This window comes from Streptoverticillium reticulum (genome assembly GCF_047456005.1).
Classification (GTDB): Bacteria; Actinomycetota; Actinomycetes; order Streptomycetales; family Streptomycetaceae; genus Streptomyces; species Streptomyces reticulum.
Map to the genome: position 1 here is coordinate 5120842 of NZ_CP179755.1, position 23417 is coordinate 5144258.

A 23417-nucleotide genomic window follows, 5' to 3' on the forward strand; every position below is an offset into this window, starting at 1 on the left:
CCAGGGCGAAAGCAGGCCCCCACGCAGTGGGCCCGCACCGCGAGGACCTGGCAGCCCGGCGCAGCCGTTACGCTGGGGTGCGTGGCAGTCGTTGATGTATCCGAAGAGCTGAAGTCCCTCTCCTCGACCATGGGGTCGATCGAGGCCGTCCTGGACCTCGACAAGATGAGGGCCGACATCGCCGTGCTCGAGGAGCAGGCGGCCGCCCCGTCCCTCTGGGACGACCCCGAGGCGGCACAGAAGATCACCAGTCAGCTGTCGCACCTCCAGGCGGAGCTCCGCAAGACGGAGACGCTGCGCGGCCGCATCGACGACCTGGGCGTGCTCTTCGAGCTCGCCGAGGCCGAGGACGACGCGGACGCCCTCGCCGAGGCCGAGGCCGAGCTCACCGCCGTCCGCAAGGCGCTCGACGAGATGGAGGTCCGCACCCTCCTCTCCGGCGAGTACGACTCCCGTGAGGCGCTGGTCAACATCCGTGCCGAGGCCGGCGGCGTCGACGCCTCCGACTTCGCCGAGCGCCTGCAGCGCATGTACCTGCGCTGGGCCGAGCGCCACGGCTACAAGACCGAGATCTACGAGACCTCGTACGCCGAAGAGGCCGGCATCAAGTCGACCACCTTCGCCGTCCAGGTCCCCTACGCCTACGGCACCCTCTCCGTCGAGCAGGGCACGCACCGCCTGGTGCGCATCTCCCCGTTCGACAACCAGGGCCGCCGCCAGACGTCCTTCGCCGGCGTCGAGGTCCTCCCGGTCGTCGAGCAGACCGACCACGTCGAGATCGACGAGTCCGAGCTGCGCGTCGACGTCTACCGTTCCTCCGGCCCCGGCGGCCAGGGCGTCAACACCACCGACTCCGCGGTGCGTCTGACGCACATTCCGACCGGCATCGTCGTCTCCTGCCAGAACGAGCGCTCGCAGATCCAGAACAAGGCGACCGCGATGAACGTCCTCCAGGCCAAGCTCCTCGAGCGCCGCCGCCAGGAGGAGCAGGCCAAGATGGACGCCCTCAAGGGCGACAGCGGCGGCTCCTGGGGCAACCAGATGCGTTCGTACGTCCTGCACCCGTACCAGATGGTCAAGGACCTGCGCACCGAGTTCGAGGTCGGCAACCCGCAGGCCGTTCTCGACGGTGAGATCGACGGCTTCATCGAGGCCGGCATCCGCTGGCGCAAGCAGCAGGAGAAGTAGAAGCAGCGGCAACGGCGTCGGCCGGATCGTTCCGGCTTGACGCCGCCCCCGAAAATCGCAAGGCTTGCGCCCGGCATGCGTATCACTGGGGCGCGTGTGATGGGGGGTAAGCGTCCCGGCGATTCGGTCGCCGGTTCGGTCACGCGACCCCCAGAAGGCCACGGCCCTGTGTATAGCTGCTCCATCGACGAGTTCAGCTACAGGGGGTAGCAGGCAGATGACGAAGACAACTCGGCTGCGCGTTGCGCGAATAGCGGCCGGTGCCGTGATGGCCGCGGGTGCGTCGCTGACGGCCGCGGGTGCGGCCGCAGCCGCCGGGGTCGACGTGTCCGTTCCCGGCATCGACGTGAGCGTGCACACCGGCGGTCCCACGACGGACCCCACCGGCAACCCGACGTCCATCCCGCAGCCGACCGGCGGCCAGACGGGCGGCAGCACGTCCGGCTCCACCGGCGGCTCCACCACGGGTGGCAGCACGTCGGGCACGACCACGGGTGGCAGCACGTCCGGTACGACGACGGGTGGCAGCACGTCGGGTACGACGACCGGTGGCAGCACGTCCGGCTCGACCGGCGGCGACAGCACCAGCGGCACCACGACGGGTGGCAGCACGTCGGGCACGACGACGGGTGGCAGCACGTCCGGTACGACGACGGGTGGCAGCACGTCGGGTACGACGACCGGCGGCAGCACCTCCGGCTCGACCGGCGGCGACAGCACCGGCGGCTCCACCACGGGTGGCAGCACCTCGGGCACCACGACCGGCGGCAGCACGTCCGGTACGACCACGGGTGGCAGCACGTCCGGCACTACGACCGGCGGCAGCACCTCCGGCTCCACCACGGGCGGCAGCACGACCGGCGGTGGCACCTCCGGCTCCACCGGCGGCTCCACCACCGGTGGCGGTACCACCGGCGGCTCCGGTGACCACGGCTCCACGGGCGGCACCGCCACCGGTGGCGGCAGCACCGGCGGCTCCGACGACGCCCACACCTGCCCCGTCGACACCGACAGCGCCAACTGCAACAACGGCGCCGCGGCCACGGGTGGCGGCAACAACAACCCGGGCACCGACAACGTCGGCGCCCAGCCGGTCCAGCAGAGCAAGCCCAAGGAGGAGCTCGCGCAGACCGGTGAGCTGGCCCAGACCGGTGCCGGTCAGACGGCCTTCCTGGTCACCGGCGCCGCGGTGATGATCGCCGGCGGCATCGGCTTCCGGATGCTCCCGCGCCTGATCAACCGGGGTACGGCGGCCTGACGACGGCCTCCCCGCAGCACGAAGGCCCGGAGTGCGCGCCGCGCACTCCGGGCCTTCGTGCGTTCATGCGCCCCTGCGCACACATCAAGGGAATTACCGCCGGAGAATCCGGAAAACGTCTGCGCGTAATCGCGCTATCACCCTGCGAAGCTGCGGGCGAGTACGGCCACTGCGACCAATGCCACCAGCAGGACCAGCAATGCCGCCGGGTTCAGCGCGCCGAAGACGCCCTCCTGCTGCTGCAGCCGCTCACGGCTGGCCCGGCAGACCGGACAGCGGCCCTCGCTGACGGGGCCCGCGCAGTTGGCGCACACCAGTCGGTCGCATGTCATGCGATTTCCTTCCTTCGGTATGTGCAACGCGCGGGACGGCCACGCGGTTCCCCTTACCACTCTGCCAGCTTTTCCGCCGTCCGGCGCGTCCGCTCCGGTGAAGCGCCCGCCGGCGGCGCTCGGGGGCCCGCCCAGTCGGTCGGAAACGTGACAACTCACGCCGAACCCGGATGCCGACTGCGCGTGCACCGGTGGTTCGCGTATGGTCACGCACACCGACGGAGCCGCGAACGCGGCGTTCCGTGCCGCTCTCTCCCCAGGTCGCAGCGTGGTGCACTCGTGATCCGATTCGACAACGTCTCCAAGTCCTACCCGAAGCAGAACCGTCCGGCGCTCCGCGACGTCTCGCTTGAGATCGAGAAAGGTGAGTTCGTCTTCCTGGTCGGGTCCTCGGGTTCCGGAAAATCCACTTTTCTGCGGCTGCTGCTGCGGGAGGAGCGGGCCAGTCACGGCCAGGTCCATGTGCTCGGCAAGGACCTCTCCCGGCTCTCCAACTGGAAAGTGCCGCAGATGCGGCGCCAGTTGGGCACCGTCTTCCAGGACTTCCGGCTCCTGCCCAACAAGACCGTCAGCCAGAACGTCGCCTTCGCCCTGGAGGTGATCGGCAAGCCGCGCGGCGAGATCCGCAAGGCCGTGCCGCAGGTGCTGGAGCTGGTCGGGCTGGGCGGCAAGGAGGAGCGGATGCCCGGCGAGCTCTCCGGCGGTGAGCAGCAGCGCGTCGCGATCGCCCGGGCGTTCGTCAACCGTCCGCTGCTGCTGATCGCCGACGAGCCGACCGGCAACCTGGACCCGCAGACCTCCGTCGGCATCATGAAGCTGCTGGACCGGATCAACCGGACCGGCACCACGGTGATCATGGCCACCCACGACCAGCAGATCGTCGACCAGATGCGCAAGCGCGTCATCGAACTCGAGCAGGGCCGTCTCGTGCGCGACCAGTCGCGCGGCGTCTACGGCTACCAGCACTGATCGGCTCTGAACGGCACTGAAAGGGACTGAGAAGACGCCATGCGCGCCCAGTTCGTCCTGTCGGAGATCGGTGTCGGTCTCCGCCGCAATCTCACGATGACCTTCGCGGTCATCGTCTCCGTCGCCCTGTCGCTCGCCCTGTTCGGCGGTTCCCTGCTCATGCGCGAGCAGGTCAGCACGATGAAGGGCTACTGGTACGACAAGGTCAACGTCTCGATCTTCCTCTGCAACAAGAACGACGTCGAGTCGCAGCCCGCCTGCGCCAAGGGCGCCGTCACCGAGGACCAGAAGAAGCAGATCAAGGCCGACCTGGAGAAGATGCCGGTCGTCCAGAAAGTCCAGTTCGAGACGGCGGACGAGGCCTACAAGCACTACAAGGAACAGTTCGGGAAATCCTCCCCGATCGCCGGTTCGCTGACCCCGGACCAGATGCAGGAATCCTTCCGCGTCAAACTCAAGGACCCGTCCAAATATGCGGTCATCTCCAGCGCGTTCTCGCAGCGGCCGGGCGTGCAGGAGGTGCAGGACCAGAAGACCCTGCTGGAGAACCTCTTCAATCTCCTCAACGGCATGAACTTCGCGGCGCTCGGCGTGATGGGCCTGATGCTCGTCGTCGCGCTGATGCTGATCGTCAACACGGTCCGCGTCTCCGCGTTCAGCCGCCGCCGGGAGACCGGGATCATGCGGCTGGTCGGCGCGTCCAGCTTCTACATCCAGATTCCGTTCATCATGGAGGCCGCCTTCGCCGGTCTGCTGGGCGCCGGCTTCGCGTGCGTGCTGCTGGTCTGCGGCCAGGAGTTCCTGGTGAACAACTGGCTCGCGCACCACATCGACGTGATCCAGTTCATCGGCTGGGACGCGGTCCTGGCCAAGCTTCCGCTTGTGTTGGCCATCGGTCTGCTGATGCCGGCGCTGGCGGCGTTCGTCGCGCTCCGCAAGTACCTCAAGGTGTAACGCGCGCCGGACGATCGCCACGGGCGCCGTACGGTCAACTCCCCGTACGGCGCCCTTCGGTGTCCTAGACTCCCGCTCATGCCCGGGCCGACGATGTTCGTACCGCAGCGCCGCACCGGCCGTGCGGCGGCACTGACCCTCGTGTTCGTGGGAGTGCTGGCGACGGGCGCGGCCGCCGGCTCCTGGGCGACGGGCCCGCACGACGCCCGCACCCCGGCCCGCCACCGCGAGGCCTCCTCCGACAGCGACGCCGATCACCCTCCTCCACGCACCGCCGCAGAACGGGCCGCCGCGGACCGGGCCGTGGACGACCGGGCCGTCGAGGACGCCGCCCGACAGGCCGTCGAGGACGGCAAGTCCGGCTCCGCGGCGGCCTCCGAGGTGGTCAGCCGCAGCGGCGACCGCTGGAGCTCGGTCTACACGGCCGCCGAGTACGAGGGTCTCGAACGGGCCCTGGACGGCGCCTACGTCGGCGTCGGCCTCTCCGCGCGGCGCGGCAGCGGCGGCCGGATGGAGATCGAGGAGGTGCGGCCCGGCAGCCCCGCCGCACGTGCCGGCATCGCCCCCGGCGACCGGCTGCGCACCGTCGACGGCGACGACGTCACCGGCCGTCCGGTGACGGACGTGGTCGCCGGGCTGCGCGGCGACAAAGCCTGGGGCGCGGGGCGCCCGGGCACGCCCGTGCGCCTCGGTCTGCAGCGCGGGAGCCGTGCGTGGGAGCGCACGCTGCTCCGTGAGCGTCTGGTCACCGAGAGCGTGACCGTGGACCGGCCGGACGGGCCCGGCGGTCCCCTCACCCGGATCAGGGTCGGCCCCCTGGTGAAGGGCGCCGGGGCCCGCATCCGGGACGCGGTGCAGGAGGCCGGGCCGGGGGAGGGGGTCCTGCTCGACCTCCGCGGCAGCCCGGGCGGGCTGGTCTCCGAGGCCGTCTCGGCCGCCTCCGCCTTCCTCGACGGCGGGGTGATCGCCACGTACGACCTGCGCGGCCGCCACTGCGTGCTGCGGGCCGAGCACGGCGGGGACACCCGCAGACCGCTGGTCGTCCTCGTCGACGGCGGCACCATGAGCGCAGCCGAGCTGCTGGCCGGCGCGCTCCAGGACCGCGGCCGCGCCGTCCTGGTGGGCAGTCGCACCTTCGGCAAGGGCTCCGTGCAGATGCCCAGCCGGCTGGCCGACGGCTCCGTCGCCGAGCTCACCGTGGGCCACTACCGCACTCCAGACGGGCACGCCGTCGACGGCGTCGGCATCGCGCCCGACGTGATCGAGGAAGGCGACGCCGAGGAGCGGGCCCGCACAGTATTCGCTGGCCTCGGGGGTGGGGCGTAGTGCGAGAATGACAGCGCTATGGCTAAAGAGACAGGGCGCAAGCTGGTCGCGCAGAACAAGAAGGCGCGGCACGACTACCACCTTCTGACCACCTACGAGTGCGGCCTGGTGCTCACCGGCACCGAGGTCAAGTCGCTGCGCCAGGGCCGCGCGTCCCTGGTCGACGGCTTCGTGCAGATCGACGGCCACGAGGCGTGGCTGCACAACGTCCACATCCCCGAGTACAGCCAGGGGACGTGGACCAATCACAGCGCCCGCCGCAAGCGGAAGCTGCTCATGCACCGCATGGAGATCGACAAGCTCGAGTCCAAGGCGCAGGAGTCGGGGCACACGATCGTGCCGCTGTCCCTGTACTTCAAGGACGGCCGGGCCAAGGTCGAGATCGCCCTGGCGAAGGGCAAGAAGGAGTACGACAAGCGGCAGACGCTCCGCGAGAAGCAGGACCGGCGCGAGTCGGACCGCGCGATCTCGGCGGCGCGCCGGCGGCAGCGGTCCCGCGCGGCGTAGTGCCTGTCCGGCGGATCTCCGTCGCGCGGCACCACGGCGCCCCGAAGGGGCGCGGGGAACTGCGCGACCAGCCACGACGCGCCCGCAGTCGAGGTTCTCGGGGCTGCGCCCCGGACCCCTGGGGTGGTGCGTCGGCTGCAGACCGTCGGCGGCTGAGCGCGCCCGCGCGGCGGAGCCGCATATGTCACAGCCCCGCGCCCCTGACGGGGCGCTTCCCGCTCCGCGGGAATTCGCTGGCACCGCCGGGCCCCGGTCACGTACGATGGGCCTCGCACAGCCGGGGGACCGGCTGAGCAGCTTGAAAACACAACATGGGGATGATCGGTTTCGACAGCGGATGTCGAAGCAGGGGAAGCGAGCCGAGGAAGCGGCAATGATCTCGTAAACCATATGTCGCAACCAATAATCGCCAACACCAAGCGCGATTCCTTCGCCCTCGCTGCCTAAGTAGCGACTTGCGAAGTGTCAGCCCGGGGCTGTTCCCGACCCGGATCCTGGCATCAGCTAGGGAACTAAACCGCTAGGCCCGGTCACGGGGCCGAGCGGGAAACCAAACAGTGACTGAGCCCGTCGGAGACTTGTCCGTGTGATCTCCGGGGCCGAGAAAATCGCAGCGGACTGCGCTCGGAGAAGCCCTGATTCTGCACCGTTGGACGCGGGTTCGATTCCCGCCATCTCCACTCATCCCATGTGGGCCAAGGCCTCGTCACCGTACCGGTGGCGGGGCCTTCGTCATATCCCGGATCCGTGCAACCCGAAGGCCCTCCCGGCCCTCTTAACAGAACGACAAGGGGGTGTCGCCGTGAACCGTATGCGCACGGCAGTGATCGTCCTGGGTGGTGCGGGAGCGCTGTGGCTGGGCGCCTCCCCCGCGGCCTGGGCCGGGGACGGGACGGGCGGCGTGCACCTGCTGCTCAACGGCGCCTTCGACAACCGCCCCGGCGAACTGATCGACATCGACGTCCAGGGACTCCGCGCCCACGGCGACGTCACGGTGACCTCACCGGTCTTCCCGCAGCGCGTCCGCCTCACCCCGTACCGTCACGACGGCGAGCGCGGCCACCACGCGCGGCCCGCCGTCGCGATGACCGTCCGGCCCGGTTCGTACCCGCTGCGCGTGCACGCGGGCGGCAAGGTCGTCGCCGAGGAGAACGTCGAGGTCAAGAAGGCCGAGCGGCCGGTCTTCCGGGTGGCCTCCGAGGGCGAGGTGCTGCGCCCCGGCGAGCGGCAGGGCATCTCGTACGACGACCTCTGGCCCGGCGAGACGGGCGACGTCTTCACCGCCTCCTCGCCCGCCTTCCGGGCGCCGGTCCGGCTCGTCCACGACCCGGAGAGCAGCGACTGGAACAACCCGCGAATGTTCAGCGCGCTGGTGACCCTGCCGGCCACGGTCAAGGACGGCACGTACAAGGTCAGGCTGACCGACGCCCGCGGCCGCACCGTCGACGAGAAGCCCCTGGAGGTACGGGCCGCCCGCCCCGGCGACCGCGACTACGTCGGCAGGGCACGCGGCCCCGCCTTCTTCGCCCCGACCGCCCACCCCGGCGCCGCCCGCACGGGCGGCCACCGGGCGACGGCCGGCGGCACCGTCAACGTGCTGTGGCGCGACGCGTCCCCCGATCCGGGCGAGGAGGACCGCCTGACCGCGACGTCCCCCGCCTTCGAACAGCCGGTCCCGCTGCGCCGCGACGACAGCAAGGCCGGCGACGGCGACGACCCACGCTACTTCGGCCCGGCCCGCCTGCGGGACGACCTGGCGACCGGCCGCTACCCCGTGACGGTCATAAGCCATCACGGCCGCGTGAAACGGACCGGCCACCTGATCGTCGCGGGCCTCGAACGCCGCGCGGAGGAGAGCGGCTTCGACAACACCGCCCTGGTCGCCGGGGCAAGTGCGGGCGGATTGGCGGGTGTTGCCGCAGTGGCGGGCGTGGTGCTGGTGAGGCGTCGGCGCCGGGCGCTGCGCGGCGGCTGAGGCGGGGCCGGGGCGTACTGGGGCGGGAAGGCGAGAAACCGGATCATGTCTCTACGGTCGCCGTTGCCCGTCCCCGCGGTCCAACACCTGATCAGTGGGCATTCACGCACGTGTGTTGTTAACTGCCCTGCGTGACGCACGACATCGACATGGAGCCGCGCCTGCTGCGCGCATTCGTCGCCGTGGCCGAGGAGCTGCACTTCACGCGTGCCGCGGCCCGGTTGTACGTGGCTCAGCAGGCGCTCAGCCGGGACGTCCGGCGGGTGGAACGGCTGCTGGGTGCCGAGCTGTTCGCCCGTACCACGCGGAGCGTGACGCTCACGGCGGACGGCGCGCGGCTGTTGCCGTACGCCCGGCGGATTCTTGCCGCGTACGAGGAGCTGGCGGCGGCCTGCGCGGGGGAGAGCGGCCGGCCCCTGCTCGTCGACACCGGCGGGACGATGACGACCGGGCATCGCGTGCTCGTCCGGGCGCGGGAAGCCGTGCCGCCGGACGTCGAGTTGGTCACCCGCTTCCACAGCGGGCTGACGGGTGCGGCGCGCGAGATCCTGAGCGGCCGGCTCGACGTGTCCTTCGGGTGGGCCGCGGGGTTGCCGGCGGACGTGCGCGCCGGGCTGGAATGGGCACCCGTGCGGCTGGAGCGGATGGCCGTGCTGCTGCCGGACGATCATCCGCTCGCGGCACGCGAGACCGTCCCGCTGGCCGCCCTGCGCGGCGAGACGCTGTACGCCGCCGCGGGCAACGAGGCCACCGCCGAGTGGACGCGGCTCGCGGGGCTGCTCTTCGCCGGGCGCGGGATCCGGACGGCCGAGCCCTTCCCCGGGCTGGAGGGGGAGGAGGAGTTCGTGCGCGTGGTGCGCAAACGGGGCTGGTCGGTGCTGGCGAGCGAGGAGTTCATCGCGGTGCCGGGGATGGCGCTGAGGCCGCTGGTCGATCCGGTGCCGTTGTCGCCGGTGGCGATGGTGTGGCGGAAGGGGCTGCGGCACGCGGGGCTCGATGCGTTGCGCCGCGCGGCGGCGGAGCTCGCGGGGGAGCTGGGCTGGCGGGTGCGGCCGGCGGCCGATTCCTGGCTGCCGCCGGGTGAAGCGGTGGACTGACGCGTGAGCGCGGCGGTGCCGGGCACCGCCGCGCTCAGCTCCTGGGCCTCAGTGGGACGAGCCCTCGCAGTAGACCGACGAGGCGTTGTTGTCGTCCTGGGACGGGAGGTCCACCCGGTCCCCGGGGTTCATCCGGTGCTCTGTGCCCTTGAAGTCGCTGTCCGTGAACCAGTGGCAGGTGAACTGGGTGTTGTTCGCCCACGACGACATCGTGTTGTCGAAGTTGTAGTCGCCGAGGCGCGGGATCCTGGCGCCCTCTTCCAGGGCGAGACCGCCGCCCTTGAAGTCATGGTCGCCGAACATGCAGAGGTGGTGCTGTCCGCCCTGGGGTTCACAGTTGGAACCCTCGAAGTGGTGCACCGTGTGCAGCAGCTGGGCGCGTGGGTGGGCCGGTGCCGTCGCGATTGCCGGGGGAGCGGCGATCGCCGTGGCCAGCAGAGCGGTGGCGGTGACGGCGAGGGCGGTCAACCTCAGGCGCATGCATTCTCCTCGGGAGTGACGTGATCGGTGTGACCGTTGTACTGCCGCCGGATTCGACGGCAGCCGAGGACGCCGCCAAACCACCGGTTCGGGTACGAACCGGGTGCAATTCCGGTCGCCATGGGCGTTGTTCGGAGCCACGGCCCACCCGGCGGCCTCATCCGAAAGAGGTGTCGGCTGCACTGACGTTCCGATTCACATCGGGCATACCGCGCCAATACGTTATTGCCGTTTCTGTCGGGTATCCGCATATCGGAGGCTCCCTGTGTCCGCGCCCCGCACCTTCGCCGCTCTCGCCGCGGCGGCCGCCGCCGTTGCCGCTGTCGCTGTGACCGCAGGCACCGGGAAGGCGGCTCCTCCGCCGTCCCTCGCCGCGCACGGCGGCTCGGACTTCGCCCAGCTGTCCTCCGGCATCGACCAGGAGCAGAACGGCAACGTGAAGGCCGTGCAGTTCGAGCACGTGGACGGCATCCACGGCCTCACGGCCGGCAAGGACTCGGTCACCGTGGAGCACGACGGTATGTACATGATCGTCGTAGCCCCGCAGGTCTTCACCGAGGAGGGCGGCGTCCAGCGCGGCAAGGACCCGACGCGGGGTTGCGCGGACACGTGGTTCAACGTCAACGACCAGGACGTACCCAACAGCAGCGTCCGCCTGTGCCAGGCTGCTGCGCACAGCACGCATGTGGTCGTGGCTCAGACGGTCACCCCGCTCAAGGCGGGGGATGTGCTGCGGGTCAAGGCCAAGGGGGATGACGTCAAGTTCGACGCGACCCAGCCGAGTGAGGGGCCGCTGATCCCTAGCGTGATCCTGAGCGTGGCTCGGGTGTCGTAGCCGCTGCTAGAGGGAGCGGGTGAATGCCGCCCAGGCGGCGGGGGTGAGGGTGAGGTTCGGGCCGTCCGGGACCCTCTTGGAGTCCCGGACGAGGACGGTGGCGGGGGAGGGGGCTACTTCGACGCAGTTGTCGCGCTCTTCGCTGCTGTAGCTCGACTTGAACCATGTGGGAGGCTGGGCGCTGGTCATGTCTCTCCTAGCAGCCGATCCAACAGGGCCCTGGTGTCCTTGGTGTTGAGGGCCTGTGCTCGCAGCATTCCATACTTCTGTGCGAGAGTGCTGACCTCGTCCGGGTCGGCGATGAGACGGCTGCTGCGTTGAGCTCCCGTGTACGCGAGGTGCTGGTGGTCCGGAGTCTCCAGAAGGACGAACGGTCCGCTGAGCCCCGTGTGACTCTCGCAGACGAGCTCCAAGACCTGGACGGACACCCCGGGAAGGTCTGCGCAGGTTCGAATGTGACGCACCTGCTCACGCATGACGTCCTGACCGCCGATTCGGCTCAACAGCACCGGTTCCCAGACGATGAAGCTCGCCGTCATGGGCTCCTCGCGGTGCAGGAGAAGCTGGCGCTCCATGCGGACTTCTACACGTCGCTCGATCTCGTCCAAGCTGAGGGCAGGGATTGCGGTGCGGAATACTGCGCGAGCGTAGGCTTCAGTCTGGAGCAGCCCAGGGACGACCGCGTTCTCGTACGATGAGTGAGCAATTGCCTCCCGTTCGTACTCCATGAACGCCTGCACCAGAACTGGGAAGTTGTCCTGCACGAGGGCTTTCCGAGCAGCGACCGCGAGAACCCCGCCAGTGTCGAGGATGCGATCCAGCTGCTCGGCCAACTTCGGCATCAGTACTCGTCGGCCTTGTTCGATCGATGCGATCGTCTCTTCGTGTACGCATGCACGCTCTGCGAGCATGCGCTGCGTCAGCTGCGCATTCATACGGACCTGCTTGAGGAGAGCGCCGATGATGTGAGTGGATGAGATCTGCCTGTTGTTCTTCCGGGTCTGCATGCAAGCCAACTCCCCACCCTCAAACGCGCGTCACCGCGATGGAAGCCGTACTCCGGATACGTACGCCCCCACTCCCTGGCCCACCCTAGTAACCTCCTGCGACTGTTGCCGTATGAACGAGCAACCCGAACTCCCCCTCTTCCGCAAGAGGTTCTACCGCCGCACCATGCGAGCCATCGCACCCGCACGGGAGTTCGCCAGGGAAACCCTCAAACGATGGGAAATCGAAGCCCGTTCCCGTGACATCACCCTCTGCGTCAGCGAGCTCACCACCAACGCCCTCCGGCACGGCGTCCCGCAGGGGCGCGGATTCCTCCTCCACCTGTGGCTGCTCGAAAGCCACACCCTCCGCATCGAGGTGCACGACAGCGGCGCCGGTTGCCCCCGCATCCTCCCGCCGGAGGCCATGGCCGACGGCGGTCGCGGGCTCCGGATCGTCGACATGCTCGCCGACAAGTGGGGCGTCGGCGAGCGCGACCCCGGCAAGGTGGTGTGGTGCGAGTTCGCGGTGGACTATCCGCATAACCCGGCTATGAATTCTGCCCAGGCGCGGTCGGACAGAGAAATGGCAGGGCGCTCGGGGAATTTTGAGTCCCGCATGCGGATGTGCCGTCCGGTCCAGGTGACTTCGACGCAGTTTTTTCCAGGTTCGGAATAGCTGCTCTTCCGCCAGTGTGGACGAGGGTCCTGACCGCTCACTGTGAGTCCCCTTCCGATCGGCCGTCCAGGAGTCGGTATTCCCTCTAGGGTGGCAATGAATCGGCGATCAGAGAAGGCCTGCGGGGTTCAGTACTTTCCCGCATATATAGCGCCAGCAGACAGTTTGTACCAACGGTTCCGGCCCCCCGGGCTCATCCCCTACGCTGGGTCCCGAGGGGCGTACCCCTCGCGCCGGAGGAGGTGCCATGGCTCCAGCCCGTCCGCCCCGGATCGCCAAGGCCCTGTTGTGGACCGCGTACGTCCTGGCTGCAGGCGTGGCAGCGGTGGGGGCGGGGCAGCTCGCAGCCTCCGTGGCCGGTGGCAACGTGCCGATCCATGTGGTGACTTCGGTGCTGGTGATGCTTGCTGCGGGGTGGGTCGCACCGACCCTGGTCAGTCGGCTGGCCTGTCTGCTTCCTCCTCGTCACGGCCGCGACGCCGCCCGCCTCGACCCGTCGCGCTGACCTTGCGCGCGGTGCGCAAACGCAGGTAGCGCAGCCCTGAGACGGCCCCTACGCCGCCGGACAGCGCTGCGGCCTCCAGCCAGCCGGAGGGGTGGGACGACAGCCAGAACCAGACCGTCAGCAGCGCTGCCACGACGACGGCGACAAAGATCGCGGCGCAGAGCATGGTGATGTTGACGAGGAGGATGAGATTGCGCGTCCGGCGTGAGTCGGACACGACGTTGCGCAGGACTTCCCTGATGATGTCCCAGAGGGCCCACAGTCCCGATGCGCGTTCCTGGCCGGTCCTGTCGTCATGGTCGGCCATGGTGCCGCAACCCGTCGGTATGCGTCCGGCTGGCTATGCTCTTCACGAATCGCTCCGATATCAACCCGCTTGTGACCGGTCGCCGCTGCCGACGGTGGCACTGTTTCTGCTACGTCTCGCTCTCCGCCTCGTCCGGCGAGGAGCCCGTCGCCGGCTCGTTCATCTCCTGGATCACGCTGTCCAGCACGCGGGGGAGGTCCTCTCGCGGTACGAGCCGCTCCAGTTCCCAGAACGTCTCCAGGAACCGGCTCGTCTTGTCGGCGTCGTCACTGAAGACGGGTTCTGCGAGGGGGTTGTTCTCCAGGTAGAGGATGTCGTCCATCTCCGCGTCGAATTCGAGGAGGACGAAGGGACCGCGCAGGCCCGCGTGGGCGCCGAGGGCGAACGGCAGGACCTGGATGGAGATGCCGGGCCGGGACGCAAGGTCCTTGAGGTGCTGCAACTGTGCCGTCATCACCCTGGGGCCGCCGATCCAGCGGCGGACCGCCGCCTCGTCGAGGACGTAGAAAAGCTCGGGCCGTTCCACGCGCTCCAGCAGCTCCTGTCGCTGCTGCCGTGCTTCCACGAGCCGGTCGAGCTGGTTCCCGACGATGTCCGGCGCGTAGGACACGGCGAGGGCCCGCATGTATTCCTCGGTCTGGAGCATGCCCGGAATGAGCAGCGGTTCGAAGGAGCGGACAATGGACGCCGCCATCTCGTATTCGAGAAGGTCCAGGGTCGGCTTGTCGAACAGGCCGCGGTATTCCCGGTACGGCATCTTCCGGCTGGCGCGGGCCAGTTCAAGGATGTAGTCGATCTTGTCCTGGCCGGTCACGCCGTAGGCGGTGAGCAGTGCCAGGAGGTCGTTTCGGGACACGCCCACCTGGCCGGCTTCGATCCTGATGAGCTTGGAGGGGCTCCAGTCCATGCGCGCAGCCACTTCGAGCTGCGTGAGACCCGCTTTGGCGCGGGCTTTCTTGAGCTCTGTGCGCAGTTGTCGCCGCTGTACCACGGCTCCCGGAGTAGCCACGATCTCTGGTCCTTCCCAGACGGCCGGGTCCTCAACGGGCCCCGGCAATCTGCAAGTTAGCAGTCTGGTGGGTGGTCGTCAGTGCTCGCGCAGGTGGGCAGGTCGGTCCGGGAGGGCCGAATCGCCACCTGGCAAAGGGCAGGCCCGCCGACTGCTCGCCAGCGGACCGGTACCTCTTTAGTGGAGAGAAGACGATCAATGCCAGGGAGCCACGGCCCGACGATCTCGAACGGCGTAGCATCGCCCCAGTTCAGCGGCGTGTTCCCGAATGGACGTGGGCGGATCCCAAGATCCGACAATCACCCGCCCGTTGCGCACGAGGCCCCCCGCGGGGTATGCAGCGCACCACGTCCGCCAAATAGCCGCCACCGCAGGGAAATTGACCCGAAGAGAGGGCGTACCCATCCACCAACCCCCGCACCCACCCCCCGTCAACCGCCCGGCGCCCACCCGGCGTACGGGCGTAGGCAGCCCGAGACCCTTTCGGGCGCGCGTCCGACCCGGCACCCTGGGGGCGGCGGGGGGAGCCTCTCCCAACAGGAAAAGGTGACACGCGCATGGCGGCGGCGACGGCCTACGAGCTGCGGTTCGACTCCGGGCGGCTCTGCCTCGATCTGGTGGCCACGGTCGACGGGCGGCGCGGCGAGGAGCCGGTGGACCGGCTCGATACGCCCGAGCGGCTGAGAGCGTGGCTGCTCGGCGCCGGGATCGTGCCCCAGGGCACCCCGCTCGGCGGCGTGGACGGGGCCTGGCTCGGGCGGTTCCGTGCGGCGCGCGACCTGTTGCACCGCGTGGTGCACGCCGAGGTCGACGGGCGGGCCGCCGACCCCGACCTGGAGCGGGTCAACGCGCTGGCCGCCACCGCGCCGCCCGCCCCGCAGGCCGGCCGGGGCGCCGACGGGCTCCTCGTCCGCAGTCTCGCCGGCGCCCCCGACTGCGGGGCGCTCCTCGGGCAGGTCGCCCGGGACGCCGTGGACCTGCTCACCGACCCCGTCGCCCGCGGCCAGCTGCGCCGCTGCGCGGGGGAGCACTGCTCCCTGGTCTACCTGGACACCTCCCGGGGCCGCCGCAGGCGCTGGTGCTCCAGCGAGGTGTGCGGCAACCGGGAGCGGGTCGCCCGGCACCGGGCCCGTACAGCCGGGAACTGACCGGAACTGAACGGATTCGGCCATCTGCCCGTACCCACGGTTGAAAGGAAACTCCGTGGGTGTTCACGCCCTCGACCCGAGGGGAACGCGTGCGCAAGGATGCGGGCGTGGCCGACAGGACGAGCCGTGACGAGGACCTGATGCGGGCTCTCTACGCGGAGCACGCGGGCCCGCTCCTCGCCTTCGTCTCCCGGCTGGTGGCCGGTGACCGCCAGCGCGCGGAGGACGTCGTCCAGGAGACGCTGCTGCGCGCCTGGCGCAATGCCGACCGGCTGCGCGGCTCGCCCTCCTCGGTCCGGCCCTGGCTGGTCACCGTGGCGCGGCGGATCGTCATCGACGGCCACCGCAGCAGGCAGGCACGCCCGCAGGAGGTCGACGCGGGGCCGCTGGACGTCGTCCCGGCGGCCGACGAGATCGACCGGGCGCTGCGCCTGATGACCATCTCCGACGCGTTGGGCGATCTCTCCGAAGCCCACCGGGAGGCCTTGATCGAGACCTATTTCAAGGGAAGAACGGTGAACGAGGCGGCAGAGACGCTGGGCGTACCGCCCGGGACGGTGAGGTCCCGGGTCTTCTACGCCCTGCGCTCGATGAAGGTCTCGCTCGAGGAACGAGGGGTGACGCCATGACCGGGCCGGCACGGCACACCGATCACACCGACGTCGGCGCCTATGCACTCGGCGTCCTCGACGCGGCCGACGCCGCCCGCTTCGAGGAACACCTCGCCGCGTGCCCCCGGTGCGCCGCCGAGCTCGACGGTCTGATGGGCCTGACCCCGCTCCTCGCCGACTACAAGGAGTCGATGCCCCCGCACGAGGAGGAAGTGAGGAAGCCCGCGCCCCGCCCCGAGATGCTCCCCGCGCTGCTGGAGCACATCGCCGTGACCCGCCGCAGACAGCGGGTGCGGCGGGTGTGCCTGGCCGGCGCGGCCTCCGCGATGATCGTCGCCGGGCCGCTGGCGGCCCTGGCCGTCACGGCGGAGGGCGAGCCGGACCAGAGCGGCACGAGCATGGCCCAGCAGATGTACCAGGAGGGCGACAAGTACGGGGCCGTCGACCCCGGCACCGGCGTCGACGCGACCGTCTCGCTCATGGACAAGCCCTGGGGCACCCGCGTCGTCCTCAAGCTCGCCAACGTCAAGGGCCCGCTGAGCTGCGACCTCGTCGCCGTCGGCAAGAACGGCCGGACGCAGACCGTCACCACCTGGGCCGTCCCGGCCTCCGGCTACGGGATCGACAAGGGCGGCGACAAGTGGGGCCGGGAGCCCCTCTACACGCACGGCGGCACGGCCTTCAACCGCGACGAGATCGCGCGCTTCGAGGTCCGTACCCTCGATGGCCAGCATCTGGCCACTGTCAACATGCAGAACGTATGACCCATCGTGGCAAACCCCTCATGTCCTGACAGGTGCGCTCAGTACCCCTGTTCGCGTACGGTTGACGGCTGCCCTACGCACAGCAGAAGGGGGCCTGGGTGGCCGCGCAGAACGCCACGGACGTGCAGGTGGCGACAGGACCGGCAAAGGAGCCGGAAGGGGTCCGCGACCGAGAGATCGGTGCCGAGCAGCACCATCTGGACCGGGTGTACCACCGCCTCGAGGAGAAGATCCGCGAGGCGGAGTTCCTGATGGACGACGCCGCCAAGCGCGGCCAGGTCGGCACGCCGGGAGCGCTCGCCGAGCGGGACGCCCAGGTGTTCCGTGCCGGGGTGCACCTCAACCGGCTGAACAACGAGTTCGAGGACTTCCTCTTCGGCCGCATCGACCTGCTCCTCGGCAAGGACGGCAAGAAGGGCCCCGACGGCGCCTACACCTCCGTCGAACCCGCCGACGACGCCGTCCGCGGCGACCGGGCCGAGATCGCCGAGACCCTGCACATCGGCCGCATCGGCGTCCTGGACTCCGACTACTCGCCGCTGGTCATCGACTGGCGGGCGCCCGCCGCCGCCCCCTTCTACCGGGCCACGCCGGTGGCGCCCGGCCGGGTCGTGCGCCGCCGCGTCATCCGCTCCAAGGGCCGCCGGGTCCTCGGCGTCGAGGACGACCTGCTGCGCCCCGAGCTGACCAGCACCCTCGACGGCACCGCGCTGCCCGTCGTCGGCGACGGCGCGCTGATGGCCGCCCTCGGCCAGGCCCGCAGCCACACCATGCGGGACATCGTCTCCTCCATCCAGGCCGAGCAGGACCTGGTCATCCGCGCCCCCGCCGCCTCGGTCACCGAGGTCGAGGGCGGCCCGGGCACCGGCAAGACCGCCGTCGCCTTGCACCGCGCGGCCTACCTGCTCTACCAGGACCGCCGGCGCTACGCGGGCGGCATCCTCGTCGTCTCCCCGACGCCGCTGCTCGTCGCCTACACCGAGGGCGTCCTGCCGTCGCTCGGCGAGGAGGGCCAGGTCGCCATCCGCGCGGTCGGCTCCCTGGTGGACGGTGCCGAGGCGGACACGTACGACGAGCCGGCCGTCGCCCGCGTCAAGGGCTCGTCGCGCATGCTCAAGGTGCTGCGCAAGGCCGTGCGCGGCGCGCTGGAGACGCCGGACCAGCCCGGCCGGCTGCGCGTCGTCGCCTTCGGCGGCCGCATCGAGCTGGACGCCGACGCGCTCCAGCGCATCCGGCAGACCGCCCTCGGCGGCACCGCGCCCGTCAACCTCCTGCGGCCGCGCGCCCGTCGGCTGATCCTCGACGCCCTGTGGTCGAAGGCCGGCGGCCCCCGCCGCTACACCGACCCCGAACTCGCCGCCGAGGCACGCTCCGCCTTCGACGAGGACATCACCACCGAGGACGACTTCACCGCCTTCCTCGACGCCTGGTGGCCCGAGCTCACCCCGCGCCGCGTGCTGGCCTGCATGGCCGACGAGAAGCGGCTCTCGCGCTGGTCGCGCCGGGTGCTCAACCCGCGCGAAGTCCGGCTCCTGGCCCGCTCGCTGCGCCGCCTGGACGCCACCGGGAAGGGCCTGCTGTCGGTGCACGACGTGGCGCTGCTGGACGAGCTGGAGGCGCTGCTCGGCGTCCCGGCCCGCCCGAAGCCGGCCCGCGACCTGGACCCGCTGGACCAGCTCACCGGGCTGGAGGAACTGATGCCGCAGCGCTCGGAGTCGCGCCGCGAGCGGGCCGAGCGGCTGGCCCAGGAGCGCCGGGACTACGCGCACGTCATCGTCGACGAGGCCCAGGACCTGACGCCCATGCAGTGGCGCATGGTCGGCCGCCGCGGCCGTACCGCCACGTGGACGGTCGTCGGCGACCCGGCACAGTCCTCCTGGTCCGCCCCGGACGAGGCGGCCGAAGCCCGCGACGAGGCGCTGGGCGCCCGCCCGCGGCGCCGCTTCGAGCTGACCGTGAACTACCGCAACCCCGCCGAAATCGCCGAACTCGCCGCAAAGGTCCTGGCGTTGGCGATGCCGGGCATGCAGGCCCCGCGGGCCGTGCGCTCGACGGGCCTGGAGCCCCGGTTCACCGTCGCGGGGCCCGAACTCGGCGCGTCCGTACGGCGCGAGGCGCTGCACCTGCTGGCCGACGTGGACGGCACGGTCGGCGTGGTCGTCCCGATGGGCCGCCGTGCCGAGGCGCGCGAGTGGGCGGCCGGGCTCGGCGACCGCGTGGTGGTGCTGGGCAGCCTGGAGGCCAAGGGCCTGGAGTACGACGCCACGCTCGTGGTCTCGCCCGCGGAGATCGCGGACGAGTCCCCCGCGGGCCTGCGCGTGCTCTACGTGGCGCTCACCCGCGCCACGCAGCGGCTGACGGTGCTCTCCGCCGAGCGCGACGACCCGGACGCACACGGGGTGCCGGACCTGCTGCGGGACTGAGGGCGGGACCGGCCCCGGGACCGGCCCGCGGCGCCGAACGGGCGGTGCGGGCCGGCCGCCGGGCCCGGAGGAATTACTTTCGGGAGAGCGTTTGTTAGCCTGGTTACGGCACCGGCTCGATCCAAGCCCCCGGGCCCAACCTTCGTCGCTTCGAGCGACCACTTGCCGCGAGGCGAGCATGGCGGGTCGGTGTCACCAGACGTTCCACAGGGCGTCCCTCACAGTCCGAGGGGCGCCCTGACGGTTTTTCGCACAGGGTTTTGCACCTTCTTGACCGGTTACCGTCTACTGGTCAGTAGGTGCGACGATCGAACGTCGCGCTCCCGCGACGGGGAAAACGTAAAGAACAGGGAAAGCAGAGGAAAGCGGCCATGGCAACGGCGCCTAGCGTCTCGTACTCGATGACCGTCCGTCTGGAGGTCCCCGCGAGCGGGACCGCCGTCAGCCAGCTCACCACGGCCGTGGAGTCCTCGGGCGGTTCGGTCACCGGCCTGGACGTGACCGCCTCCGGCCACGAGAAGCTGCGCATCGACGTCACGATGGCGACGACCTCGACCGAGCACGCGGACGAAATCGTCGAGAAGCTCCGCGGCATCGAGGGCGTGGTGCTGGGCAAGGTCTCGGACCGTACGTTCCTGATGCACCTCGGCGGCAAGATCGAGATGGCGTCGAAGCACCCGATCCGCAACCGTGACGACCTGTCGATGGTCTACACCCCCGGTGTGGCCCGGGTGTGCATGGCGATCGCGGAGAACCCGGAGGACGCGCGGCGTCTGACGATCAAGCGGAACTCGGTGGCCGTGGTCACCGACGGCTCGGCGGTGCTGGGCCTGGGCAACATCGGCCCCAAGGCCGCGCTGCCGGTGATGGAGGGCAAGGCCGCCCTGTTCAAGCGGTTCGCGGGCATCGATGCCTGGCCGATCTGCCTGGACACCCAGGACTCCGACGCGATCGTGGAGATCGTCAAGGCCATCGCCCCGGGTTTCGCCGGCATCAACCTGGAGGACATCTCCGCCCCGCGCTGCTTCGAGATCGAGGCCCGCCTGCGCGAGGCCCTGGACATCCCCGTCTTCCACGACGACCAGCACGGCACCGCCATCGTCGTCCTCGCCGCCCTGACCAACGCGCTGCGCGTGGTGGAGAAGAATATCGGCGACGTACGGGTCGTCATGTCCGGTGCGGGCGCGGCCGGCACCGCCATCCTCAAGCTCCTGCTGGCCGCCGGCGTGCGGCACGCGGTCGTGGCCGACATCCACGGTGTCGTGCACGCCGGCCGCGCGGACCTGGTGGACGCGGCCCCCGAATCCGCGCTGCGCTGGATCGCGGACAACACCAACCCCGAGGGCATCACCGGCACGCTGAAGGAGGCCGTGCGCGGGGCGGACGTCTTCATCGGCGTCTCGGCGCCGAACGTGCTGGACGGGCAGGACGTGGCCGCGATGGCCGAAGACGCGATCGTCTTCGCGCTGGCCAACCCCGACCCCGAGGTCGACCCCGGCATCGCCCGCCAGACCGCCGCCGTGGTCGCCACCGGCCGCTCGGACTTCCCCAACCAGATCAACAACGTCCTGGTCTTCCCCGGAGTCTTCCGCGGCCTGCTGGACGCCCAGTCCCGCACCGTGAACACCGACATGATGCTCGCCGCCGCCCGCGCCCTCGCCGACGTCGTCGCCGGCGACGAGCTCAACGCGAACTACATCATCCCCAGCGTCTTCAACGACAAGGTCGCCGGAGCGGTCGCCGGAGCCGTCCGGGAGGCCGCCAAGGCCGCCGGAGCGGCTGTGACGGCCACCACGACTGCCTGATCACGGCGCGTCGAGTGGCGCGCGGCTTGCCGGACCCCCATAAGGTGTCGGGCAGAAATCAGGCCGCAGGACGCGGCCGCATCCGAGGCTGCAGCGCTTTCCGTGTGACTCTCCAGGGCGCCGGATTGGCTTTCCCACTACTGGTGGGGGCAGGATGCGTAACCGGGCGCGAGGGTCCGGCAACGGACCCGGGTCCGGGGACTGTCCGAGGGCCCTGGCAGCATCGGCTTCGATCTCACGCCTCATTGGCAAGATGAACACGGGAGTACAACATGAACCGCAGTGAGCTGGTGGCCGCTCTGGCCGACCGCGCCGAGGTGACCCGCAAGGACGCCGACGCCGTTCTGGCCGCCCTCGCCGAGACCGTCGGTGAGATCGTCGCCAAGGGCGACGAGAAGGTGACCATCCCCGGCTTCCTGACCTTCGAGCGCACGCACCGCGCCGCTCGCACCGCCCGCAACCCGCAGACGGGTGACCCCATCAACATCCCCGCTGGTTACAGCGTGAAGGTCTCCGCGGGCTCCAAGCTCAAGGAAGCGGCCAAGGGCAAGTAAGGCCTTTGTGAGCACTGCTCAGCACTGAAGGGTGGTCACCCCGGCCGGGGTGACCACCCTTTTGGCCTTCGTGAGGCCCTGTCAGGCCCTCTGAGACACGAAGAAGCCCGTACGGACCGACCGGTCCGTACGGGCTTCTTCAGTGCGCTACGCGCCGTCAGGCGGCCGCTCCGCCCGGGAGCTCGACGTGCGCCCCGAGCTCCTTCAGCTTCTCCATGCTGTGCTGTCCCGGGGGATGACCCCCGGACCCCCAGCCGGGCGCGGGCCCAGCCGGGTGGTGCTGCACGGTCAGGCGGCCGCTCCGCCCGGGAGCTCGACGTGCGCCCCGAGCTCCTTCAGCTTCTCCATGAAGTTCTCGTAGCCACGGTTGATCAGGTCGATGCCGTGGACGCGGGACGTGCCCTCGGCCGCCAGGGCGGCGATGAGGTACGAGAAGCCGCCGCGGAGGTCGGGGATGACCAGGTCGGCGCCCTGCAGCTTCGTCGGGCCGGAGACGACCGCGGAGTGCAGGAAGTTGCGCTGGCCGAAGCGGCAGGCGGAGCCGCCCAGGCACTCGCGGTAGAGCTGGATGTGAGCGCCCATCTGGTTGAGCGCGGAGGTGAAGCCGAGGCGCGACTCGTAGACCGTCTCGTGGACGATCGACAGGCCGGAGGCCTGGGTGAGCGCCACGACCAGCGGCTGCTGCCAGTCGGTCTGGAAGCCGGGGTGGACGTCGGTCTCCAGCGCGATGGCGTTGAGCGAGCCGCCCGGGTGCCAGAAGCGGATGCCCTCGTCGTCGACCTCGAACGCGCCGCCGACCTTCCGGAAGGTGTTGAGGAAGGTCATCATCGAGCGCTGCTGGGCGCCGCGGACGTAGATGTTGCCCTTGGTGGCCAGCGCCGCCGACGCCCAGGAGGCCGCCTCCAGGCGGTCGGAGAGGGCGCGGTGGTTGTAGCCGTCGAGCGAGTCGACACCGGTGATGCGGATGGTGCGGTCGGTGTCCATGGAGATGATCGCGCCCATCTTCTGCAGCACGCAGATGAGGTCCTCGATCTCCGGCTCCACGGCCGCGTTCGACAGCACGGTGACGCCCTCGGCCAGCACGGCCGTCAGCAGCACCTGCTCGGTCGCGCCGACCGACGGGTACGGCAGCTGGATCTTGGTGCCGCGCAGCCGCTGCGGGGCCTCCAGGTACTGGCCGCCCTCCCGCTTCTCGATGGTGGCGCCGAACTGGCGCAGCACCTCGAAGTGGAAGTCGATGGGCCGGCCGCCGATGTCGCAGCCGCCCAGGCCGGGGATGAAGGCGTGGCCGAGGCGGTGCAGCAGCGGGCCGCAGAAGAGGATCGGGATGCGCGAGGAGCCGGCGTGGGCGTCGATGTCCGCGACGTTGGCGCTCTCCACGCGGGACGGGTCCATGACCAGTTCGCCCGGCTCGTCGCCGGGGCGGACGGTCACACCGTGCAGCTGCAGCAGGCCGCGGACGACGCGCACGTCGCGGATGTCGGGCACATTGCGCAGCCGGCTGGGACCGCTGCCGAGCAGCGCGGCGACCATGGCCTTCGGCACGAGGTTCTTCGCACCGCGGACACGGATCTCGCCCTCGAGCGGGGTACCGCCGTGGACAAGCAGGACATCGTCAGGGCCGGTCATGGATCTCGCGTTCCTGGAGTTGGGCAGGGGGCAAGAAGAAAGGGTAATGCGACCGGAGGGCCCGACTGCCGCCTGA

General features: G+C 70.3%; 23 protein-coding genes, 1 other RNA gene and 1 pseudogene. 17 read left to right on the forward strand and 8 right to left on the reverse strand.

Translation table 11 applies throughout. The features are described 5' to 3' along the window. The first annotated feature begins 81 nt into the window (after positions 1-81). Positions 82-1188 (forward strand): peptide chain release factor 2, encoded by a 1107-nt coding sequence (gene prfB, locus ACMATS_RS23320; RefSeq protein WP_390781978.1) that lies wholly within the window; start codon positions 82-84, stop codon positions 1186-1188. A gap of 217 nt (positions 1189-1405) precedes the next feature. Then, entirely contained in the window at positions 1406-2446 is a 1041-nt protein-coding gene (locus tag ACMATS_RS23325; RefSeq protein WP_414168928.1) for a hypothetical protein, read from the forward strand. Positions 2447-2583: 137 nt separating this feature from the next. Here the strand turns inward: ACMATS_RS23325 and ACMATS_RS23330 are convergent, their stop codons facing one another. After that, a complete protein-coding gene (locus ACMATS_RS23330; RefSeq protein ID WP_336416562.1) occupies positions 2584-2778 on the reverse strand; it encodes a hypothetical protein in 195 nt (64 codons plus the stop codon). Between the two features lie 279 nt (positions 2779-3057). Between ACMATS_RS23330 and ftsE the strand changes: the two genes are divergently transcribed. The 7 genes from ftsE (at position 3058) to ACMATS_RS23365 (ending at position 9606) form a co-directional block, all read left to right on the forward strand. After that, positions 3058-3747, forward strand: a complete 690-nt coding sequence (gene ftsE, locus ACMATS_RS23335; RefSeq protein WP_171087956.1) for a cell division ATP-binding protein FtsE — start codon at positions 3058-3060, stop codon at positions 3745-3747. Between the two features lie 39 nt (positions 3748-3786). Beyond that, the gene (gene ftsX, locus ACMATS_RS23340) at positions 3787-4701 is read left to right on the forward strand and encodes a permease-like cell division protein FtsX (protein WP_336416563.1); all 915 of its coding nucleotides are present in this window, start codon (positions 3787-3789) and stop codon (positions 4699-4701) included. Positions 4702-4779: 78 nt separating this feature from the next. Continuing rightward, complete coding sequence (locus ACMATS_RS23345) at positions 4780-6027, forward strand: S41 family peptidase (RefSeq protein ID WP_414168929.1); 1248 nt, start codon at positions 4780-4782, stop codon at positions 6025-6027. Positions 6028-6045: 18 nt separating this feature from the next. Then, positions 6046-6534 carry an SsrA-binding protein SmpB gene (gene smpB, locus ACMATS_RS23350; RefSeq protein ID WP_390781981.1) on the forward strand — a complete coding sequence of 163 codons (489 nt, stop codon included), beginning with the start codon at positions 6046-6048 and terminating at the stop codon, positions 6532-6534. A 313-nt stretch (positions 6535-6847) separates the two neighbouring features. Continuing rightward, positions 6848-7217, forward strand: a transfer-messenger RNA (tmRNA) gene (gene ssrA / locus ACMATS_RS23355). 119 nt (positions 7218-7336) lie between these two features. After that, positions 7337-8509 carry a hypothetical protein gene (locus ACMATS_RS23360; protein WP_414168930.1) on the forward strand — a complete coding sequence of 391 codons (1173 nt, stop codon included), beginning with the start codon at positions 7337-7339 and terminating at the stop codon, positions 8507-8509. A 149-nt stretch (positions 8510-8658) separates the two neighbouring features. Beyond that, entirely contained in the window at positions 8659-9606 is a 948-nt protein-coding gene (locus ACMATS_RS23365; RefSeq protein ID WP_414170775.1) for a LysR family transcriptional regulator, read from the forward strand. Between the two features lie 48 nt (positions 9607-9654). Here the strand turns inward: ACMATS_RS23365 and ACMATS_RS23370 are convergent, their stop codons facing one another. Then, a complete protein-coding gene (locus ACMATS_RS23370) occupies positions 9655-10086 on the reverse strand; it encodes a peptidase inhibitor family I36 protein (protein ID WP_414168931.1) in 432 nt (143 codons plus the stop codon). A gap of 265 nt (positions 10087-10351) precedes the next feature. On the opposite strand from ACMATS_RS23370, the gene ACMATS_RS23375 reads away from it, so the two are divergent. Further along, on the forward strand, positions 10352-10921 hold the full coding sequence (locus ACMATS_RS23375) for a hypothetical protein (RefSeq protein WP_336416570.1): 570 nt from the start codon (positions 10352-10354) through the stop codon (positions 10919-10921). Positions 10922-10927: 6 nt separating this feature from the next. Here the strand turns inward: ACMATS_RS23375 and ACMATS_RS23380 are convergent, their stop codons facing one another. Next, positions 10928-11110, reverse strand: coding sequence for a DUF397 domain-containing protein (locus ACMATS_RS23380; RefSeq protein ID WP_414168932.1), 183 nt, complete (start codon positions 11108-11110; stop codon positions 10928-10930). Next, positions 11107-11928 carry a helix-turn-helix domain-containing protein gene (locus ACMATS_RS23385; RefSeq protein WP_414168933.1) on the reverse strand — a complete coding sequence of 274 codons (822 nt, stop codon included), beginning with the start codon at positions 11926-11928 and terminating at the stop codon, positions 11107-11109. Before ACMATS_RS23385 ends, ACMATS_RS23380 begins: the two co-directional genes overlap by 4 nt. 166 nt (positions 11929-12094) lie before the next feature. Between ACMATS_RS23385 and ACMATS_RS23390 the strand changes: the two are divergent. Next, positions 12095-12412 (forward strand): annotated as a pseudogene (locus tag ACMATS_RS23390) (ATP-binding protein); the annotation flags it as partial. A gap of 29 nt (positions 12413-12441) precedes the next feature. Here the strand turns inward: ACMATS_RS23390 and ACMATS_RS23395 are convergent. The 3 genes from ACMATS_RS23395 to ACMATS_RS23405 form a co-directional block, all read right to left on the reverse strand. Then, on the reverse strand, positions 12442-12627 hold the full coding sequence (locus tag ACMATS_RS23395) for a DUF397 domain-containing protein (protein ID WP_414168934.1): 186 nt from the start codon (positions 12625-12627) through the stop codon (positions 12442-12444). A gap of 393 nt (positions 12628-13020) precedes the next feature. After that, positions 13021-13398 carry a hypothetical protein gene (locus ACMATS_RS23400; RefSeq protein ID WP_414168935.1) on the reverse strand — a complete coding sequence of 126 codons (378 nt, stop codon included), beginning with the start codon at positions 13396-13398 and terminating at the stop codon, positions 13021-13023. A 109-nt stretch (positions 13399-13507) separates the two neighbouring features. Further along, positions 13508-14407: a helix-turn-helix domain-containing protein gene (locus ACMATS_RS23405; RefSeq protein WP_414168936.1), complete on the reverse strand. Its 900-nt coding sequence runs from the start codon at positions 14405-14407 to the stop codon at positions 13508-13510. A gap of 557 nt (positions 14408-14964) precedes the next feature. On the opposite strand from ACMATS_RS23405, the gene ACMATS_RS23410 reads away from it, so the two are divergent. The 6 genes from ACMATS_RS23410 (at position 14965) to ACMATS_RS23435 (ending at position 21712) form a co-directional block, all read left to right on the forward strand. Next, positions 14965-15555, forward strand: a complete 591-nt coding sequence (locus tag ACMATS_RS23410) for a CGNR zinc finger domain-containing protein (RefSeq protein ID WP_414168937.1) — start codon at positions 14965-14967, stop codon at positions 15553-15555. 89 nt (positions 15556-15644) lie between these two features. Then, a complete protein-coding gene (locus ACMATS_RS23415) occupies positions 15645-16184 on the forward strand; it encodes a sigma-70 family RNA polymerase sigma factor (protein WP_390781992.1) in 540 nt (179 codons plus the stop codon). Then, positions 16181-16930 (forward strand): zf-HC2 domain-containing protein, encoded by a 750-nt coding sequence (locus tag ACMATS_RS23420; RefSeq protein ID WP_390781993.1) that lies wholly within the window; start codon positions 16181-16183, stop codon positions 16928-16930. Before ACMATS_RS23415 ends, ACMATS_RS23420 begins: the two co-directional genes overlap by 4 nt. 98 nt (positions 16931-17028) lie before the next feature. After that, positions 17029-19353 carry a HelD family protein gene (locus tag ACMATS_RS23425; protein WP_414168938.1) on the forward strand — a complete coding sequence of 775 codons (2325 nt, stop codon included), beginning with the start codon at positions 17029-17031 and terminating at the stop codon, positions 19351-19353. A gap of 371 nt (positions 19354-19724) precedes the next feature. Then, entirely contained in the window at positions 19725-21158 is a 1434-nt protein-coding gene (locus ACMATS_RS23430) for an NAD-dependent malic enzyme (RefSeq protein ID WP_414168939.1), read from the forward strand. 272 nt (positions 21159-21430) lie between these two features. Then, positions 21431-21712: an HU family DNA-binding protein gene (locus ACMATS_RS23435; RefSeq protein WP_003968811.1), complete on the forward strand. Its 282-nt coding sequence runs from the start codon at positions 21431-21433 to the stop codon at positions 21710-21712. Positions 21713-22000: 288 nt separating this feature from the next. Here the strand turns inward: ACMATS_RS23435 and murA are convergent, their stop codons facing one another. After that, complete coding sequence (gene murA, locus ACMATS_RS23440) at positions 22001-23341, reverse strand: UDP-N-acetylglucosamine 1-carboxyvinyltransferase (protein ID WP_390782303.1); 1341 nt, start codon at positions 23339-23341, stop codon at positions 22001-22003. Positions 23342-23417 lie beyond the last annotated feature (76 nt).